This window comes from Mycoplasmopsis adleri, from assembly GCF_045276205.1.
Classification (GTDB): Bacteria; Bacillota_I; Bacilli_A; order Mycoplasmatales; family Metamycoplasmataceae; genus Mycoplasmopsis; species Mycoplasmopsis adleri.
Genome location: NZ_CP174162.1, coordinates 771,770 through 791,879, shown reverse-complemented (window position 1 = coordinate 791,879; position 20,110 = coordinate 771,770). Strand labels below are relative to the sequence as shown.

Below are 20,110 nucleotides of genomic sequence, written 5' to 3'. Positions count from 1 at the left end.
CTTTACTTAAAAAGTTTTTATCTTTTTAAATTTAACTTTGTTATATTATAACAAAGTAATTTAAATACCTATTAGATACATTTATAGCCTAATTTATCCAAATAACACTATAAAACAAATAAATTTGGCAAATTTGTTAATTTCTTGTAATCATTCTAAATAGTTCATTCTAAATAATTTTACGAATACTTAGAAAAATAAAAAAAGGTTTAAATTAACTTAAACCTAATTTGAAATAATGATAAATACTATTTTTTATTACTATTTTCTTTCTCTTTTTCAGCTTTACTTTCCAGTTTTTTAAGCCGTTCTCTTTCATCCACAATTTTATTTGCTAATCTTTCAATTTCTTTATCGACCATATTATAAAATTCATTTTTAGCTTCAGAAATTTTTTCAGGTTCTGCTTTCTTAGCGGTTTTTGATTCCTTAATTGATGTAATAACGGTAGCCGAGATAACACCACCAGGGATAGCAATAATTGCAATACCAACAATTGAAATAATAGGTACGATCATTCTTGAAAATGGACTCTTAGGCGTAAAGCCTCCATAACCTATCGTTGTTAGTGTTATAGCACTGAAATATAGGGCTTCTGGGAAATTTCTAACTGTTGAAGATCCAGCTGGACTAGTTTCATAACATTCATTTACTCAATACTCTTGGTTAGCTATAAAACCTTGCATGTCGACTGCTTTGCCAGGATGTAAATGCTCATATTAAGTAATGTACATTGCTCTAGCTTGTTCAATAACTCATTGAGTTTCAGTATATCAAATAGTTAAACTAAATAATACTAATAACAAGCAAACGAATATAATAACGTTAATTAAAATTACTTTGTCATTTTTTAAAGCTTTTGCCATTCTTGAAAAGACTGGGAACATGTTCAAAAGCATAATCAATCTTAAAATACGTAAGAATTTGAATGCTTTAAAAGCTTCTAAAACTTTATAATCGTGTCCGGTGTAAATATTAATTACATATAACGATGGTAAAATCGAAATAATTAAAACTCAAAAACCAGGGGTCAGTGGATAAGTTAAAACTGATTTCCATATTTTGACATGTGTATAATCACGAGCCGGGTAGGTTACTCAGTGAATTACTAAATCAAAAATCAAGAAAAAGAATGTAAATAATTCAATATTTTTAACTGTTAAGTTGTGAATATTATTAAATTCTCTTTGCAAATAAAAGTTTACGAAACTAAAAAGAATAATAATTCCAACTATAACAGAATAGATGTCTCTAAATACTCTTGATACTATCGCTTTATATTTTTGTTTTGGATCATCGACTTTGGGAAAATCACTTTCAGGTCCAAAAACAATGCTTAAATATTTTAGAGGATTTTTCTCTAACTGTGTCGCGCAACTATTTTGCACTGTGTTTTGTTTTATATTTAATAAATTCATGGTTAAATTATACTTTTTATTTTTAGTATTAAATTAAATTATTACAACAAAATATTATAATAAGTATATCAAAGGAGGTTATTAATATGGAAAATACACAAACAACAAATGATTTTGGTAGTTTGTTATCTAATTTTATTTTAATGTATTCATGAATTATTAATTTAATTGTGTTTCCAGTAATCATTTTTGCACTTTTAATAGCAATATGACTTTCAACAGAAAATAAAATGTATTTTTATCACGGTAGAATTACTAGAGAAGTTTGCAATAAACAAGACAAACGTATGTCTAATGAATTCTTTGATGTCTTAGAATTTACCGGTAAAAAAATTAATAAATTATGAGTTAGTTTATTTGTAATTACGCTATTATGATTAATTTTTACAGTTGCTACAACGATATACTATATATTATTTACTATTATATTGAAAGCAATTTTACTTTCTTCATCTCTAAAAGAAACTGCTTTAAATATTTTTATCTTAGCCATTACTTCAATTAGCTCGATTATCATCTTTTATTTCTTTGGAAGATATATTTGCGTTAAGAAAAATATAACTAAATGAAAGACAATGAATAATGAATTAGTTGCTGATGATTCTGAAAATTTAAATGTTGTAACAGAATTAAACAATAATCCTTTAACAACTATTAATGATGTAACTCTAATAATTAATCGTGTTAATTTAAAAATTTCAACTAAGGTTCTAAAGAATTTTGCAATTAATAATTCAAATCAAAAACCTTCAAAACAAGCAGCTTTTTATAAAGAACATAAGAGAGGATTATTCGAGTTTTATACTCATATTCCAGGCTGCAAAGAAGTATTTATTCATGGTGAAACTCAACCATTTGATTATTATGAAAAATTAGTTTACGATATGATTTTTAATCACAATAATTAAACTTATATTTTTCTAAAAATACTATAAAACAACTAAATAAATAAATTAAATAGCATCACACTCATAATAACAATTTATGATGTGATGTTTTATTTTTGCATGAAAAAAATCTTTACACCGTAATGTAAAGATTCTAAAAATTATCTATTTACTTTTTAATTCATTAAGCATTTTGGTATCAAATACTTTTAAGAATTCAGTGATTAAATCTAAAGCGGCTTGTAAGTCAACTAATGAACAAACTCCAATAGGTGAGTGTAAGTATCTTTGAGGTAAACTTAATGTGATAGTTGGAACACCGCCTTGACCATATTGCAATTCAGCACCATCAGTTCCACCACCTTCAGCGATGTATTTATAAGCTGGAATATTGTGTTTTTTAGCAATATCAACTAACATATTTACTAATTTAGGATCTGTAATAACAGCTCTATCTTGAATTAATAATGCGGCACCTTTTCCTAAAACTGGAGTTCCTTTAATACATCCGGTTGTATCATGTGAAGCACCTGTATCAATAGCGAACGCTACATCGGGGTTAATAATGCTTACACTAGTTTTAGCACCACGAGTTCCAACTTCTTCTTGAACGGTTCCAACAATATATGTTTCATTAGGTAAGTCCATATCTTTAATTCTATTAGCTAATAAATCAATAACTGTAACACCAGCACGGTTATCCATTGCTTTACCACCAATTAAATTATTAGGCATTTCAATAGTTTCACCTGACATATAAACTCTATCACCAACTTCAATTCCAAAATCAATTGCTTCTTGTTTTGACATAAAACCGCAGTCTACGAATAATTCTTTTTCTGTAGGCGCTTTTAATCTTTTTTCAGTTTCTAAAATATGAATTGATGTATGTCCAAAAATACCATAAATCGCTTTATTTTCTCTATTTGTTACAACTTTTGCTTTAGTTCCAATTACAGCAACTGGTCAAACACCACCAACTGTTGAAACTAATAAGTTACCATTATCTTCAATACTTCTAATTAAATAGCCAACTTCATCCATGTGAGCAGCAATCATTACTTTAGGAGCATTTTTAACTTTAGGTTTATTTTTAATAATTAATGATCCGAAACCATCTCTTGAAAATTCTAATTTATTACTTTTAATATTCTTTTTTAATTCTTCAACAACTGGTTCTTCATATCTAGACATAGCTTCAATAGCCATGTATTTCTTTAATTTTGTTTTTAATTCATCATAATTTGCCATTTTGCTCTCCTTATTATTAATAATTATTTTTTAGATATTATACTTTTATTTTCGTATATGTTTAGCAATTGAATAAATGGTTTGTGAACTGAAATTCAAAAATAACGATTTTTTTAAAACAAATTAATTATTGGAAAAACATTAAAATTCTTCTTTTTTTGTGAACTGAACTTCAAAAATAACGATTTTTTTAAAACAAATTAATTATTGGAAAAACATTAAAATTCTTCTTTTTTAAAAGAAAAAAACTATAATCATCTTGGGTAGATTATAGTTTTAAAATTTTAAAATCTTTGCGTTTAAATGACGTCGAGATTTTTTGATTCTATTTCTAAAAGTCATTTATGGAAAAACTCTAGAATTTCATCGTTTTGAACAACAATATTCTTTAATGTTTCATCATCTGGATCAAACTTAATTAAAGCTTCTTTAAGCTTAAAAACTAAGTCATCAAGCATTCTATAAAAAGAATAGCCTCTTTTAGATCATTGATATATTTCTTTCGAATATGACTGACTAGAATCAAATTTAAAGTGAATACAAAATTGCTGAAAATCATTTAGCTCCTTGTCTTTTAAAATTTCAGTTTTGTATTCTTTTTGGTTTATTGAGAAACATAAACTTCCATCACTTTTAATAATAAATGCAGCATCGTCATCAGGCGAAATAAATTGCCTTTTGTTTTCTTCATTAACAGCGACATAAAACTTATTTTGAAATTGTACAGTTGATGCGTATATCTTTCTTTTTATTGTTAAGTAGACACTACATTGACTTTCATCCATTTTAGAAAATATATTTTTCTTGTGCTCATAATCTTTTTTATTTCTTTTATTATAAGCTTGAATGATTTCTTCTTTATTGTGAATAAAATCTTCAAATGTTTTTATTTTCTTTAAATGTAAATATGGAGGTAAGAATTGTTGTAGAGAATTATTTGCTCTTTCAACATGAGGTTTAAAAATGGCAATACTAGAGCTTTGGAGTTCTATACCTTTTGAATTTAAATACTGTTTTAAAGGCGTATCCGAATAATCAGTACCTCAAAAAGTTCTTCTTTTATCAGTTCTAATTATTTTTGGTTTACCATAATTTCTAAATAGATCTTCCAATAATTTCATATAGCCTAGATTAGTCTCTTCTTGTTCAATATGTACTGCTAAAACTCTTGAAGTTGATGAATCTACAGCTACATAAATATTAGATTTTTCGCCATTCATTCAACGATGTTCACAAGCATCAAGTTCAACTATTTCACCAAAATCAAGGTTATTATCTCTACATTTTCTTGCTTTAAACATTGTCGTTTCCATAGTTTCATTATATTTAATTAATCTTTTTATTGCTATTACATCTCCATTATTTTCTTTAAGTTTTCTTAAATTTTCTCTTGCTTTTTTCTTTGTTTTCTTGGTCATATTTTTTGAATAAAAACCCTTAGCAACCAGATTCTTTATGAATAATCTATAAGTCATATTGTTCTTGTCAAAATCTTTTAAGCAATAATCATAAAAAAATATTAATGAAACAGAACAATCGCATTTTCGGTCATATACATCATCAATAAAAGTGAGATATTCATTAATCAACTCATCAATCCTATTAGTGCTAATTTTTCTATGGTGTTGATTACCTTTATTTTTATGAGAAATAATTAAGCAATTGTTTAACACTTTATCTCTAAGTTTCTTTGCTGTATGCCAATTAATTTGCAAATATTTACTAATTCAAGTGATGGATTTATTCATATTTTTTGCTATAAATTCTAATCTGTACTCATTTCTAAGTTCATAATTCAGAACAATTTATTTTTTCAATTTTTTTCATAGCATAAATAAAGATACCAAAAAGTTAAAAATTCGTTATTTTTGAAGTTATTATAAGTATCGTATTTTTGAAGTTCACTTCACAATTAATTATTGGAAAAACATTAAAATTCTTCTTTTTTAAAAGAAAAAACTATAATCATCTTGGGTAGATTATAGTTTTAAAATTTTAAAATCTTTGCGTTTAAATGACGTCGAGATTTTTTGATTCTATTTCTAAAAGTCATTTATGGAAAAACTCTAGAATTTCATCGTTTTGAACAACAATATTCTTTAATGTTTCATCATCTGGATCAAACTTAATTAAAGCTTCTTTAAGCTTAAAAACTAAGTCATCAAGCATTCTATAAAAAGAATAGCCTCTTTTAGATCATTGATATATTTCTTTCGAATATGACTGACTAGAATCAAATTTAAAGTGAATACAAAATTGCTGAAAATCATTTAGCTCCTTGTCTTTTAAAATTTCAGTTTTGTATTCTTTTTGGTTTATTGAGAAACATAAACTTCCATCACTTTTAATAATAAATGCAGCATCGTCATCAGGCGAAATAAATTGCCTTTTGTTTTCTTCATTAACAGCAACATAAAACTTATTTTGAAATTGTACAGTTGATGCGTATATCTTTCTTTTTATTGTTAAGTAGACACTACATTGACTTTCATCCATTTTAGAAAATATATTTTTCTTGTGCTCATAATCTTTTTTATTTCTTTTATTATAAGCTTGAATGATTTCTTCTTTATTGTGAATAAAATCTTCAAATGTTTTTATTTTCTTTAAATGTAAATATGGAGGTAAGAATTGTTGTAGAGAATTATTTGCTCTTTCAACATGAGGTTTAAAAATGGCAATACTAGAGCTTTGGAGTTCTATACCTTTTGAATTTAAATACTGTTTTAAAGGCGTATCCGAATAATCAGTACCTCAAAAAGTTCTTCTTTTATCAGTTCTAATTATTTTTGGTTTACCATAATTTCTAAATAAATCTTCCAATAATTTCATATAGCCTAGATTAGTCTCTTCTTGTTCAATATGTACTGCTAAAACTCTTGAAGTTGATGAATCTACAGCTACATAAATATTAGATTTTTCGCCATTCATTCAACGATGTTCACAAGCATCAAGTTCAACTATTTCACCAAAACCAAGGTTATTATCTCTACATTTTCTTGCTTTAAACATTGTCGTTTCCATAGTTTCATTATATTTAATTAATCTTTTTATTGCTATTACATCTCCATTATTTTCTTTAAGTTTTCTTAAATTTTCTCTTGCTTTTTTCTTTGTTTTCTTGGTCATATTTTTTGAATAAAAACCCTTAGCAACCAGATTCTTTATGAATGATTTATAAGTCATATTGTTCTTGTCAAAATCTTTTAAGCAATAATCATAAAAAAATATTAATGAAACAGAACAATCGCATTTTCGGTCATATACATCATCAATAAAAGTGAGATATTCATTAATCAACTCATCAATCCTATTAGTGCTAATTTTTCTATGGTGTTGATTACCTTTATTTTTATGAGAAATAATTAAGCAATTGTTTAACACTTTATCTCTAAGTTTCTTTGCTGTATGCCAATTAATTTGCAAATATTTACTAATTCAAGTGATGGATTTATTCATATTTTTTGCTATAAATTCTAATCTGTACTCATTTCTAAGTTCATAATTAGAACAATTCATTTTTTCAATTTTTTTCATAGCATAAATAAAGATACCAAAAAGTTAAAAATTCGTTATTTTTGAAGTTATTATAAGTATCGTATTTTTGAAGTTCACTTCACAATTTTTACTTCTAACCAAAGCACAGAAAATTTTTTTATCGTTTTTCATATATAATTAAGTTGTCCTTTCATTTAAGCATTTTTATTTTACCAAAAGGACAGAAAAATCCCGACATTTTTAAATGTTGGGACTTTTACTTTTGGAATGAATCTTATAAACTACATATATATAATACTATCTACATTTTATTACTATGTGAAATAAGTCTTTGTTTTAAAAATTTAATAAATTGTTTATTATCATCAGTTTCATAATACTCAATAAATAAATCTCTATATTTATCTATGTCTTTATTTTTAATTAATAAAATCTTATTAAAATATTTGTTTAATAATAAATTACTAAAAACCATTGTGCTGCGTTTATTGCCATCATTAAAAGGTTGAATTTTCATTAATTTACAATGTAAAAGTAAAATATTGTCTTCATTCATTTCATATAAAGTATTTAAAATTAAATTATTAACTTCTTCATAAGAAACTGGTTTAGGAGTATATGAAGTACCAGTAATTTCAACATGACCCTGTCTTAATGTACCGTTTTGATAAATAATTTGATTACCAATTACTTTATTAATATTCATTAAAGTAATTAATGGATTTTTCTTATTGTATTGGATTTCTTCATTGGCAATTTGCTTATATACATCGTATAAATTCAAAACAATATATTGTTCATATTGACTTAAAGGTAGAGCACTTAAATCATTAATCATTCGTTTTGTTTGCTTTACAGTGATATTAACATTTTCTAAATTTGCAGCGTATGTAGTTAATTCATAAATATATTTAACAATGATACTAGTCTTCATATTTAAAGCTCATTTCTCGGTTTAGTTTAATATTTCTTTTGTAATTATATATATTCTTTGTTGCCATACTTTTTAAGAAAGTTATTTAAATTTTGATAGAAAATCAAATTGCCATAATCTTTATATAATTATAATTTTCTAAATTGTGAGTCTTCTAATGTATTATAAATTCCCGACAACTTGCTAGTAAACTTTTATTGAACTATTGATTCATTTCAATATTTATTAAGTTCATTACGAAATGAATATTTTGTGATCGGATAGATATTATTATTTTTCTTTAATTCTAATTTGTTGAAATACACTATTGAATTTAAATAAACTCAATATTGAACATATTTAGAATTTCTATTGATTTTCCGTAAAACTATTTTTCCTTTTTTATTATTGTTTTCTCATTCAAAACTTAGTACGTTTGTTTCGTCAAAATTAATTTGATATGCATCAGTTTGATTGTCATCATTAATCAATTTTTCATACAATAAATCATCGCTCATTGAAGAATTATCTTTATAAAATTTTCATGCAAAGATATTTAAAAAAGAACTTGAAGGCCAACATATCCAAATACAAAAGTTGTGAATCATACTAAATATGTTAAGCCTTCAGAAAGATGACTATTATCTCTATAAACATATAACAGTGATATATGCAAAATGAATACAATTAATGAAAATAAACCCAGAGATGCACCAATTGCATTAACTATTTTTAAATAAAACTTCATTGCTTTTGGATTTAACTTAATATTTTTTCGTAATAATTTCCTCTACAAAATAGTGTTATTTGTAAAATTCTTGTTTTATGTTTGAATATTAAAAAAACGATGAATGTAACTAATGCACAAAATGGGAAAACTACTGAAATAATAATTAAAGGTATATTAAGAACAGTAGATCCAGAGCTATTAATAGTAGAATTCATTTTTCCTCCTTGTTTTTAGCTTAAACACGCTAGTGTACTAATTTTAATTTATTTTTCTTGAGATGTTACATCATTTCAATATTTATTAAGTTCATTACGAAATGAGTATTTTGTGATTGGATAAGTATTGTTATTTTTCTTTAATTCTAATTTGTTAAAATTCATTATTGAACTTAAATAAACTCAATATTTAGCATATTTAGAACTTCTGTTAATTTTCTTTAAAACTATTTTTCCTTTTTTATTATTGTTTTCTCATTCAAAATGTAATATGTTTTTTTCATCAAAATTAATTTGGTATGCCTCACTTTGACTATCATCATTAACTAATCTTTCATATAATAAATCATCGCCCATTAAACAACTATCTTTGTAAAATTTTCTCAAAAACATATTAAACATAAGAGTTGGAATAGCAATAAATAAAAATACAGCAAATGGAATACATACTAAATATGTCAAGAGAAAAGAAAGATGACTACCGTCTTTATCTCTAAAAAAGTAAGATAAATTTACACGCAAAATCATTATAACGAACAAAAAAAGCATAGACGCGCCAATTATATTATGAATTTTTAAGTAAAACTTAATTACTTTTGGATTTACCTTAATATCTTTTTCGTAGTATTTTGTTTTAAAAAATAGTGTTATTTGGAAAAACCTAGTTTTATATCTGAATATTAAATATGCTATTAATATAACTAATGCACAAAATGGGAAAACCACTGAAATAATAATTAAAGGTACATTAAGAACAGTAGATCCAGAGCTATTAATAGTTGAATTCATTTTTTTTCCTTGTTTATATTTTACTTTTTTATTTAGTTTTGTTTGCTTATATTTTAATATATCATCAATTCTCATTTATATAATTCACTATTTTAAAAGTTCTAATTTAACAAATGTTTTACTTTACAATCATCAAAAAGCTTTGTCTAATTCAAAATTAATTTGTTATTTTATGACTTCATTTTCGCATTATTTTCAGATGAAATATTTTGTTATTTTAAAAAAAGAAATTAATAAAAAAATTCCCTAATTGACTGTTTTATAGGGAAATTCTTCATTTTTGTTTACTACATTCATGTAACTATATCAATAACATCATACAATTCAAGAAGTCATCATGTAAGCATGAAAATTGAACCAATAATTATAAGTGTAAATAATATTACAGCAAAAATAGCAATACCAGAAAGTTTAGCTTTTTTCTTTTTATGCTTTTTATTTGGGTTATTTTGTTCATTTAAACTCTCATTATTATAAAAATTATAGATATTATCCAATTCATTGTTTTCTTCATCAACAAAATCTATTTCAATAGGTTTAGTTGTATCTTTGTGTTCATCATTAACAGTGGTTTTTAAATCAGTTTGATGATAGTCAATGTCATTAATAATTTCATCTTCTTTCTTAGGTTCAGGAATTGGTTGAGTGTTGACTAAAACATTATTTTGTGAATTGATTTGGCTAGTAGCATTTTCTTTGTTGATTTCGACTTCTGGTTTTTTTGTTTCAACTTGAGGCTCTATTTTAGCCTTTTGAATTTTATCATCAGATTTTATCTTTTTGTTTTCTTCTTTTAAATAGTCTTCAGCTTCTTTTGAGCCATTAATAGTGATTTTTGTCTTAGTTGTAACTTTATAAGCTTCATTATTAGCAGTATTAATCTGAGTTTTAACAATTGTATCGTTAGTCATCATTTTACGCAATTCAAGTTCTAAAATTCTTGTTTTTGCTTCATTGTTAAGATAATCATCAAAGTTTATTTTCTTAATAATATTATATTTAGGAACAAAGTATTTTTTAGGATCATTATCATATTCGAATATTAAATCTTTAGCTAAATCTTTTAATTCTTTAAGAGATTCTTTTTTAACTTTTTCAATTGGATCAATATTAAATTCTTTACAAATTGATAAATATGTAACATCATAATCAAAACCTGTTGCTGATGCATAACAATATCATTGTTTAGTATGTTCTTCATCTTTAACATATGCTATTTGTCCTGTTTGAACTTTGTCTTTATTTGAAAGTAAAATTAAAGCTTCAATGTTAAATGATAAAAATCAGTTAAATGCATCTACTGGACTTTTGAACTTGCCTATAATAGTTTCCATTTTTGGATGTTTTAAAACTCAAGGATATGTAGAATTCTCATCATAAAATATTCCAACTTTTTTCATGCCAAAACTCCTTTAAAATAGTTAAATCAAAAATATGCTTATTATTTTTATTATATATTAAATATTAGTATTTATACTTAGGTTATTAATAATATTGAGGATTATTCATTCCAGAAATAAAAGTCCCAACATTTGAAAATGTCGGGATTTTTCTGTCCTTTTGGTAAAATAAAAATGATAAAAAGAAAGGACAACATAATTATATATGAAAAACGATAAAAAAATTTTCTGTACTTTGGTTAGAAGTAAAAATGTGCATAACAAAATTCAAACTTCACAAATTCATTTCGCTGTTGATAAGAATTACTCTGAAATTTTAAGCCGCTCGAAAAACTACTCGACACACAAAAACCATATCGGTTTTGCAGAAGTGTTTCAGATAATATATGGATTACTAAATTTTCAATCTTTAAAAGAAATATCTCAAAATATTGAAATATCGACTAAAGCGATTAAAAGGTTTTTATTTAAATATTCAAAAGGAATATATTTAGGCAAAGGCGATAGAAAAACCTGTGATTGTTGTGATGCTAAAATTAAAAAAGTTCGTTATTTAAATCTTGATGAATTTATGATAAATGTTGCTAATTTTGATAAAAGTAAAAGAATAGCATATTCAAAAAAGAAAATAGAACAATATCAAGATTTTAGAAATTTTTGAACAGAGCTTTTTGATGATTATACCCAAAATAGAAATAATAAAGATTTAGCAAAAAGAACGCCTAAGCTAAGCGCTAACGAAATATTAAGAAGATTTGAAGAAAAGTATCCAAACAGCTATAAACCTTCAAAATCTATGGTATATAATTTGATATCACAAAGAGTCTTTAAAGACCTTGAAATAGGCATTTTGGTCAATTTATCCACCAAAGGAATTAAACAAAAACGACCCCCAAAAAGAGACAGTCGAAAGCTTAAAAAGATTGGAGTTAGCATTGATCAACGCAGCACAGAAATCAATGAAAGACTTAGAGATAATGATTATGAATTAGATACTGTTATTGGTTCAAAAACTGATCAATGTTGTTTCGTAACGCTAATTAATAGAAAGACTAGACGCTTCTATTTTCATATGGTACGGCGGACTAGCACTGGTGTTAGAGATGGGCTGATATACCTAATGCAAAAATATAACTTGACAATAGATTCGCTAACCATAGATAATGGTAGTGAAAATGCGAAACTAGATGAAGTGCCAGGTATTAAGCAAATATATAAATGTTATTCATTCCAGAAATAAAAGTCCCAACATTTGAAAATGTCGGGATTTTTCTGTCCTTTTGGTAAAATAAAAATGATAAAAAGAAAGGACAACATAATTATATATGAAAAACGATAAAAAAATTTTCTGTACTTTGGTTAGAAGTAAAAATGTGCATAACAAAATTCAAACTTCACAAATTCATTTCGCTGTTGATAAGAATTACTCTGAAATTTTAAGCCGCTCGAAAAACTACTCGACACACAAAAACCATATCGGTTTTGCAGAAGTGTTTCAGATAATATATGGATTACTAAATTTTCAATCTTTAAAAGAAATATCTCAAAATATTGAAATATCGACTAAAGCGATTAAAAGGTTTTTATTTAAATATTCAAAAGGAATATATTTAGGCAAAGGCGATAGAAAAACCTGTGATTGTTGTGATGCTAAAATTAAAAAAGTTCGTTATTTAAATCTTGATGAATTTATGATAAATGTTGCTAATTTTGATAAAAGTAAAAGAATAGCATATTCAAAAAAGAAAATAGAACAATATCAAGATTTTAGAAATTTTTGAACAGAGCTTTTTGATGATTATACCCAAAATAGAAATAATAAAGATTTAGCAAAAAGAACGCCTAAGCTAAGCGCTAACGAAATATTAAGAAGATTTGAAGAAAAGTATCCAAACAGCTATAAACCTTCAAAATCTATGGTATATAATTTGATATCACAAAGAGTCTTTAAAGACCTTGAAATAGGCATTTTGGTCAATTTATCCACCAAAGGAATTAAACAAAAACGACCCCCAAAAAGAGACAGTCGAAAGCTTAAAAAGATTGGAGTTAGCATTGATCAACGCAGCACAGAAATCAATGAAAGACTTAGAGATAATGATTATGAATTAGATACTGTTATTGGTTCAAAAACTGATCAATGTTGTTTCGTAACGCTAATTAATAGAAAGACTAGACGCTTCTATTTTCATATGGTACGGCGGACTAGCACTGGTGTTAGAGATGGGCTGATATACCTAATGCAAAAATATAACTTGACAATAGATTCGCTAACCATAGATAATGGTAGTGAAAATGCGAAACTAGATGAAGTGCCAGGTATTAAGCAAATATATAAATGTCACCCATATTGTTCGGGAGAAAAAGGCTCTATCGAAAACTGCCACAGGTTATTAAGACGGTATTTTAAAAAAGGCAAGTCTATAGACCCTTACTACGGTCAAGATTTGACTCCTGTTATGGATTTTATAAATAATTACAAGAGAAGCATTCGCTTCTAATCCAAACTTTTTATGTACTAAAAAGTTTGACAAAAAGGCACTTACTTTTTTGGAAAAAAGTAAGCAAAAAACTCAAGTTTTTTACAAAACTTGGTATTTTCGTTTAAATTTTTTTAGGATTTTAAAGCTTTTCTTGGTAATAATTTATAATTTTTGTAACATTTTTGATTTTACGCAAAATTAGGACTTTTAAAATTGGAATTTATAAAATATATAAATGTCACCCATATTGTTCGGGAGAAAAAGGCTCTATCGAAAACTGCCACAGGTTATTAAGACGGTATTTTAAAAAAGGCAAGTCTATAGACCCTTACTACGGTCAAGATTTGACTCCTGTTATGGATTTTATAAATAATTACAAGAGAAGCATTCGCTTCTAATCCAAACTTTTTATGTGTTAAAAAGTTTGACAAAAAGGCACTTACTTTTTTGGAAAAAAGTAAGCAAAAACTCAAGTTTTTTACAAAACTTGGTATTTTCGTTTAAATTTTTTTAGGATTTTAAAGCTTTTCTTGGTAATAATTTATAATTTTTGTAACATTTTTGATTTTACGCAAAATTAGGACTTTTAAAATTGGAATTTATAATAATATTGAGGATTTTTCAATATTTTTTAATAAAATTAGTACTTTTTGATGAAAAACGGTATTGTTAAGCAAAAACGTTATTATATCTAGTTTAATTTTTGCATTTTCTTTTTTTGACTTTTATAACTATTAAAACAATAAAAAGGAATAAACATAAAGTTTATTCTCGCATCACAATTAGTCCTGTGAAGTGAACTTCAAAAATACGATACTTATAATAACTTCAAAAATAACGAATTTTTAACTTTTTGGTATCTTTATTTATGCTATGAAAAAAATTGAAAAAATAAATTGTTCTAATTATGAACTTAGAAATGAGTACAGATTAGAATTTATAGCAAAAAATATGAATAAATCCATCACTTGAATTAGTAAATATTTGCAAATTAATTGGCATACAGCAAAGAAACTTAGAGATAAAGTGTTAAACAATTGCTTAATTATTTCTCATAAAAATAAAGGTAATCAACACCATAGAAAAATTAGCACTAATAGGATTGATGAGTTGATTAATGAATATCTCACTTTTATTGATGATGTATATGACCGAAAATGCGATTGTTCTGTTTCATTAATATTTTTTTATGATTATTGCTTAAAAGATTTTGACAAGAACAATATGACTTATAAATCATTCATAAAGAATCTGGTTGCTAAGGGTTTTTATTCAAAAAATATGACCAAGAAAACAAAGAAAAAAGCAAGAGAAAATTTAAGAAAACTTAAAGAAAATAATGGAGATGTAATAGCAATAAAAAGATTAATTAAATATAATGAAACTATGGAAACGACAATGTTTAAAGCAAGAAAATGTAGAGATAATAACCTTGATTTTGGTGAAATAGTTGAACTTGATGCTTGTGAACATCGTTGAATGAATGGCGAAAAATCTAATATTTATGTAGCTGTAGATTCATCAACTTCAAGAGTTTTAGCAGTACATATTGAACAAGAAGAGACTAATCTAGGCTATATGAAATTATTGGAAGATTTATTTAGAAATTATGGTAAACCAAAAATAATTAGAACTGATAAAAGAAGAACTTTTTGAGGTACTGATTATTCGGATACGCCTTTAAAACAGTATTTAAATTCAAAAGGTATAGAACTCCAAAGCTCTAGTATTGCCATTTTTAAACCTCATGTTGAAAGAGCAAATAATTCTCTACAACAATTCTTACCTCCATATTTACATTTAAAGAAAATAAAAACATTTGAAGATTTTATTCACAATAAAGAAGAAATCATTCAAGCTTATAATAAAAGAAATAAAAAAGATTATGAGCACAAGAAAAATATATTTTCTAAAATGGATGAAAGTCAATGTAGTGTCTACTTAACAATAAAAAGAAAGATATACGCATCAACTGTACAATTTCAAAATAAGTTTTATGTCGCTGTTAATGAAGAAAACAAAAGGCAATTTATTTCGCCTGATGACGATGCTGCATTTATTATTAAAAGTGATGGAAGTTTATGTTTCTCAATAAACCAAAAAGAATACAAAACTGAAATTTTAAAAGACAAGGAGCTAAATGATTTTCAGCAATTTTGTATTCACTTTAAATTTGATTCTAGTCAGTCATATTCGAAAGAAATATATCAATGATCTAAAAGAGGCTATTCTTTTTATAGAATGCTTGATGACTTAGTTTTTAAGCTTAAAGAACCTTTAATTAAGTTTGATCCAGATGATGAAACATTAAAGAATATTGTTGTTCAAAACGATGAAATTCTAGAGTTTTTCCATAAATGACTTTTAGAAATAGAATCAAAAAATCTCGACGTCATTTAAACGCAAAGATTTTAAAATTTTAAAACTATAATCTACCCAAGATGATTATAGTTTTTTTCTTTTAAAAAAGAAGAATTTTAATGTTTTTCCAATAATTAATTTGTTTTAAAAAAATCGTTATTTTTGAAGTTCAGTTCACAAATAAACATAAAGTTTATTCTCGCATCACAATTAGTCCTTTTTGAAACCTTCAAAAACAAAGTTTTGCTTTACTGTTGTATCCGTTTTAACGTTTTTAAGAGTAAATACGATATGATAATCGTTACTTGAATGTGAATGTCCTATATCTCGTTCAAAAATATAAAGAAATTCATTGGTGTTTACTTCGCCTTCAATTCTAAAATACTTTTTAAGAAAAGCAATAATATTTTTAGATTGTTCTTGAAGAGTAAGTTTTTCATTATTTTTTATTTCTTCATTATATTTCTTATTAAATTCTTGGACAGTAATATTTTTTGCTGTATTTTCAAGAGAATCTTTATAAAAAATTAAATTTCCAATGTTCTTTTTATCAACTGCTTGATGAGAATGATCTGAGTCGTTATGGTCATCGTTGTCATCATCATGATTGTGATTATGATTACAACCAGCACTAATTACACTTAAACCGAAAACACTAGAAATAACTGAAAAATTTCAAAATAATTTTCTTTTTTTAGTCATAAAACTTCTTTCTACAAATAGTTATATATTAATGTTTTTTGTAAATAATATTATATAATATTATTATACGTTTTTATATAAAAAATATGGAGGAAAAATGAATAAACAATTTAAAAGCTTTATAATCGAAGTTACTATTGCTACCTCAATTATATTTATTTTATTTTTAGTTGGTTTTGGTGTTGCTTTAGGTCAAAGCAACATTACACCAGGTGAAATTTTCTCAGGTTCAGCAATTGTTTTAATGGCATTATTAATCACATCATTCGTAATGAACGCTTCTAATAATCTTGCCGGCAACAAATCATATAGACTTGCATTAATTATTACATTTGTTCTTTATTTAGTAGGTATGTTACTAACTATAATTTATGCTATTTGTATGATGGCTGGTGCTAGTGTTGACTATAAAGCATTTACAGCATCAGTTATGTGTATAGGTGCTATATTCTCAGTTCCATTATTAATTGTTGCTTTAATGTACCTTTTCAAAACTAGATAAAAAAGAGAAAAATATTATTTAAGAATATAGCTTTACGGCTATATTTTTATTGTTTATTTCGGGCTGATCATTGAATGTTGAATATATCCTTAAATATAATATGATTTTTCATATTTGACTGTTTTATAAGTGTATAAGGGCATTTTGATAATATTAAAATATTCTAAAAATCGTTCGTGTTTTTGCCACAATTGATATTTGTTATATTTGCTCTTTAATGCTAATTTTAGTTATATAACTAATAACTATTAAATATCTAACATTATAGAAAATTCAAATAAATTTTTAATGTGTTGATATCTTAATTATTAAAGCAGAAATAAAAAAATGACATATAGTATGTCACTTAATTTAAAGCATTGAAACTATAAAGTGAAATTTATTTTCATTTTTTTAAGTTAGGCATAATGCTTATTGCTGTAGCATCATAGCCTGTGTGGGCAGCTACTGCTGAACATAATAATTTATGACTATTAATTTTAATTTTTTTATCAGTGGCGATAGAATCAATTAGCTTATTGAATTCTTCATCTATTCCTCATGTAACATCAACTAAATATTCATCGCTTTGAGCTTCTGGATCACCAATTCAAAGATGACCAATTAATTTAGAATAAATGTGTTCGAGTGCTCTTTTTAAACTTTTAGCTAATCCACCTGTATGTGCCTCGCGGTTTGCAAATCTTACATATGGTTTAAGTTTTAATAACCTAATAGTTTTTAAAACGAATTTTTTGAACGAACTAACTCTCCCACCTTCGACAATATGTATAACATCTTGAGGAAGTACAAATAACAAGCTTTTTTGTTCTATCTTTTTTAACTCTTCAAATAAAGCTTTCATGTCGCCATCGTGTTCTTCGTAAAACTTTTTGGCAAATTCAACTACAGTAATTAATTGTTGTGATCCTCACGTGTTATCAAAAACATGAACATTTGAGTATTCTTTCGCTAAATTATTTGCAATGCTAAAGGTTGATGATAAAGCACTTGAGATAGGCAAATATAAAACATCATCATATTTAGCAGACATTTCTTGAAATACTTCTTCCATTAAACCTGGATTAGGCATAGATGACTTACATGATGATTTACTATTTTTAATTTTTTCTAATAATTCTTTTTGATTAATATTAACACCATCTTCATAGACAACGCCGTCAATTTCACTTCTTAAAGGTAAGAAACCGATGTTATGCTTGTCCATGAATTCTTTTGATTCACAAGCAAATGAATCTAAAATAAATCCTATTTTTTTCATAATATCTTTTCTACGAATATTTATTTAACAATAAATAATCAACATTTAATTGAAATTTTTAATTATTAATATTGTAATAATACTTGATATTTAATTTTTTCACAATAATATCTTCAATATTTTTTGGAAGGTTTTCAAAAATAACTAAAGTATTTTCATCTTTATGAATTTTTTGAATTAAAACTTGTAGTTTCAAGAATATTTCATTATTTTCTACTATATATTTGCAAATGCTTTTTGAAATAATATATGTTGAAATACCTTCAAGTTGAATTAAGTTAAAAATTCTTTCATTTAAATCATCAATATATAAACCAATTGAAATACCTTCATTAATTTTAGGTCTTCAAAGAGTATTTAAACCATTAGTTATAAAGTTATAGTTGTAATCAGTTTGACTAGGAACTAAAACTAGTGTTGTATTAGGACGAGTATAATTTACTAAATGTTTAAAATCGGCTTCATTAGTTGGAATTAAAACACGATCAGTACTTTTTTCATTTTGCAATAAGTATTGGTTTCAAATGCTAGTGTAATTTAATTTAAATCAACCTATATTTTTGAAAAAGTTCATTTCTTCATTCGAAAAACCTGAAACACGACATTTTAAAACTTTAATATTTGTATTAGCATCATTACTATATTTTTTAACATAATATGTTTCTTTAATAAAATCTTGGGCTAAATTTTTTGATTCAAAATATGTTAATTTATCTATAAAATCATTAAATTCGGCAGAAAACTTGTTGTCATTATAAAATCAAAAATTGTAATTTTTAGATGTATTATTATTTTCTAAGTTGTAAAGTAAAAACTTAGCTTTATTGTTTAATAATTCAATATCTTTTTCTTTTTCTAGTTTTGTAAATGAAATTAATGCAACATTATTAAAAAATGGATTAGCATGTCTGTATTTATTTTGGTATTCAACTGTTTTAATTGCTCTTTTTAATAATTTAAGATAATGACCATAAAAATTAGTTCCTACAATTAATTGTAAAATACCATGTTTATAATAAATTGAGCCTTGATATTTACTTAGTTTAAATGCTTTAATAATTTGGTTTGTTTCATTACTATTTAAATTTTTATTATAGAAATAATCATCGATTGTAAAAGCATAAGATAAATAATAATTATAAGGAAGCTTTAATAAATCGCTACTTTCTTTAATTTTTGAAAAGTTAGAAGTATATTGACTTCTTGGACTAGTGTTTCAATGGATTGTACAATAGTATTTTCTTTCTTTTTGCGAAGGATAAAATTTAACTAAAAATTCTTTATTTTTAATATCAATTCTGAGTTTTTTGAAATTTAAATATAGTTCGCTTTGTAAAAAGTTATTCGAAGTTAATTTTGTATAAACATTTAAACTTTGTGTAAAGTCTTTCGAAAGCAAATAGTTATGTACTATTTTTTGCTTCTTATCATCGAAGTATTTAATGAAGTCATCTAAGTTAACAATTGAGTTTAATTCCATACCATAAACAGGATCATCAAAATTTAATGATCCGCTTAATGACTGGCTGCTAATTCTCATAACTGATTTTCTACTTGGATCTATTTTAAAAATAATAAGTCCATTGGTGTTAAAACTATTTACCATTTTAACTGATTGATACATAAATAAGTAAATTAAGATGTATGCCGCAACCAGAAGAACTAACATAACAATTGTTAAACCATATGTTATAGACATT

17 protein-coding genes and 1 pseudogene are annotated in these 20,110 nt (G+C 25.3%); 6 read left to right on the top strand and 12 right to left on the bottom strand.

Translation table 4 applies throughout. The annotated features are described in order from the left end of the window. Positions 1-248: 248 nt before the first annotated feature. Both ACJA22_RS03355 and ACJA22_RS03350 read right to left on the bottom strand, forming a co-directional pair. Positions 249-686 (bottom strand): ion channel, encoded by a 438-nt coding sequence (locus tag ACJA22_RS03355; RefSeq protein WP_406616862.1) that lies wholly within the window; start codon positions 684-686, stop codon positions 249-251. A 33-nt stretch (positions 687-719) separates the two neighbouring features. After that, positions 720-1,418 carry a hypothetical protein gene (locus ACJA22_RS03350; RefSeq protein ID WP_406616861.1) on the bottom strand — a complete coding sequence of 233 codons (699 nt, stop codon included), beginning with the start codon at positions 1,416-1,418 and terminating at the stop codon, positions 720-722. 86 nt (positions 1,419-1,504) lie between these two features. Here ACJA22_RS03350 and ACJA22_RS03345 point away from each other — a divergent pair, with 86 nt between their 5' ends. Next, complete coding sequence (locus ACJA22_RS03345; RefSeq protein WP_406616860.1) at positions 1,505-2,326, top strand: hypothetical protein; 822 nt, start codon at positions 1,505-1,507, stop codon at positions 2,324-2,326. Positions 2,327-2,470: 144 nt separating this feature from the next. On the opposite strand, the gene ACJA22_RS03340 is transcribed toward ACJA22_RS03345, so the two are convergent. The 7 genes from ACJA22_RS03340 to ACJA22_RS03310 all read right to left on the bottom strand — a co-directional run bounded on the left by ACJA22_RS03340 (position 2,471) and on the right by ACJA22_RS03310 (position 11,101). After that, on the bottom strand, positions 2,471-3,556 hold the full coding sequence (locus tag ACJA22_RS03340) for a M42 family metallopeptidase (RefSeq protein ID WP_406616859.1): 1,086 nt from the start codon (positions 3,554-3,556) through the stop codon (positions 2,471-2,473). Between the two features lie 299 nt (positions 3,557-3,855). Then, entirely contained in the window at positions 3,856-5,304 is a 1,449-nt protein-coding gene (locus tag ACJA22_RS03335; RefSeq protein WP_406616858.1) for a hypothetical protein, read from the bottom strand. 262 nt (positions 5,305-5,566) lie between these two features. Further along, positions 5,567-7,093: a hypothetical protein gene (locus ACJA22_RS03330; RefSeq protein ID WP_406616857.1), complete on the bottom strand. Its 1,527-nt coding sequence runs from the start codon at positions 7,091-7,093 to the stop codon at positions 5,567-5,569. Between the two features lie 262 nt (positions 7,094-7,355). After that, entirely contained in the window at positions 7,356-7,988 is a 633-nt protein-coding gene (locus ACJA22_RS03325; RefSeq protein ID WP_406616856.1) for a Fic family protein, read from the bottom strand. 194 nt (positions 7,989-8,182) lie between these two features. Beyond that, on the bottom strand, positions 8,183-8,485 hold the full coding sequence (locus ACJA22_RS03320; RefSeq protein ID WP_406616855.1) for a hypothetical protein: 303 nt from the start codon (positions 8,483-8,485) through the stop codon (positions 8,183-8,185). A gap of 475 nt (positions 8,486-8,960) precedes the next feature. Continuing rightward, positions 8,961-9,269: a hypothetical protein gene (locus ACJA22_RS03315; protein ID WP_406616854.1), complete on the bottom strand. Its 309-nt coding sequence runs from the start codon at positions 9,267-9,269 to the stop codon at positions 8,961-8,963. A gap of 719 nt (positions 9,270-9,988) precedes the next feature. Next, the gene (locus ACJA22_RS03310; RefSeq protein ID WP_406616853.1) at positions 9,989-11,101 is read right to left on the bottom strand and encodes an MAG3090 family protein; all 1,113 of its coding nucleotides are present in this window, start codon (positions 11,099-11,101) and stop codon (positions 9,989-9,991) included. Between the two features lie 205 nt (positions 11,102-11,306). Here ACJA22_RS03310 and ACJA22_RS03305 point away from each other — a divergent pair, with 205 nt between their 5' ends. The 4 genes and pseudogenes from ACJA22_RS03305 (at position 11,307) to ACJA22_RS03290 (ending at position 15,984) form a co-directional block, all read left to right on the top strand. Beyond that, positions 11,307-12,341 carry an IS30 family transposase gene (locus ACJA22_RS03305; protein ID WP_406616852.1) on the top strand — a complete coding sequence of 345 codons (1,035 nt, stop codon included), beginning with the start codon at positions 11,307-11,309 and terminating at the stop codon, positions 12,339-12,341. 85 nt (positions 12,342-12,426) lie between these two features. Continuing rightward, positions 12,427-13,602 (top strand): IS30 family transposase, encoded by a 1,176-nt coding sequence (locus ACJA22_RS03300; protein WP_406616729.1) that lies wholly within the window; start codon positions 12,427-12,429, stop codon positions 13,600-13,602. Between the two features lie 200 nt (positions 13,603-13,802). Further along, positions 13,803-13,982 (top strand): annotated as a pseudogene (locus tag ACJA22_RS03295) (IS30 family transposase); the annotation flags it as partial. Positions 13,983-14,457: 475 nt separating this feature from the next. Next, entirely contained in the window at positions 14,458-15,984 is a 1,527-nt protein-coding gene (locus ACJA22_RS03290; RefSeq protein ID WP_406616851.1) for a hypothetical protein, read from the top strand. Between the two features lie 171 nt (positions 15,985-16,155). On the opposite strand, the gene ACJA22_RS03285 is transcribed toward ACJA22_RS03290, so the two are convergent. After that, the gene (locus ACJA22_RS03285; protein ID WP_406616850.1) at positions 16,156-16,647 is read right to left on the bottom strand and encodes a hypothetical protein; all 492 of its coding nucleotides are present in this window, start codon (positions 16,645-16,647) and stop codon (positions 16,156-16,158) included. Between the two features lie 97 nt (positions 16,648-16,744). Between ACJA22_RS03285 and ACJA22_RS03280 the strand changes: the two genes are divergently transcribed. Next, a complete protein-coding gene (locus ACJA22_RS03280; RefSeq protein ID WP_406616849.1) occupies positions 16,745-17,149 on the top strand; it encodes a hypothetical protein in 405 nt (134 codons plus the stop codon). A gap of 379 nt (positions 17,150-17,528) precedes the next feature. Here ACJA22_RS03280 and ACJA22_RS03275 read toward each other — a convergent pair whose 3' ends face one another. After that, a complete protein-coding gene (locus tag ACJA22_RS03275) occupies positions 17,529-18,410 on the bottom strand; it encodes a DegV family protein (protein ID WP_406616848.1) in 882 nt (293 codons plus the stop codon). Between the two features lie 58 nt (positions 18,411-18,468). Next, positions 18,469-20,109, bottom strand: coding sequence for an MHO_4530 family protein (locus tag ACJA22_RS03270; RefSeq protein WP_406616847.1), 1,641 nt, complete (start codon positions 20,107-20,109; stop codon positions 18,469-18,471). Position 20,110 lies beyond the last annotated feature (1 nt).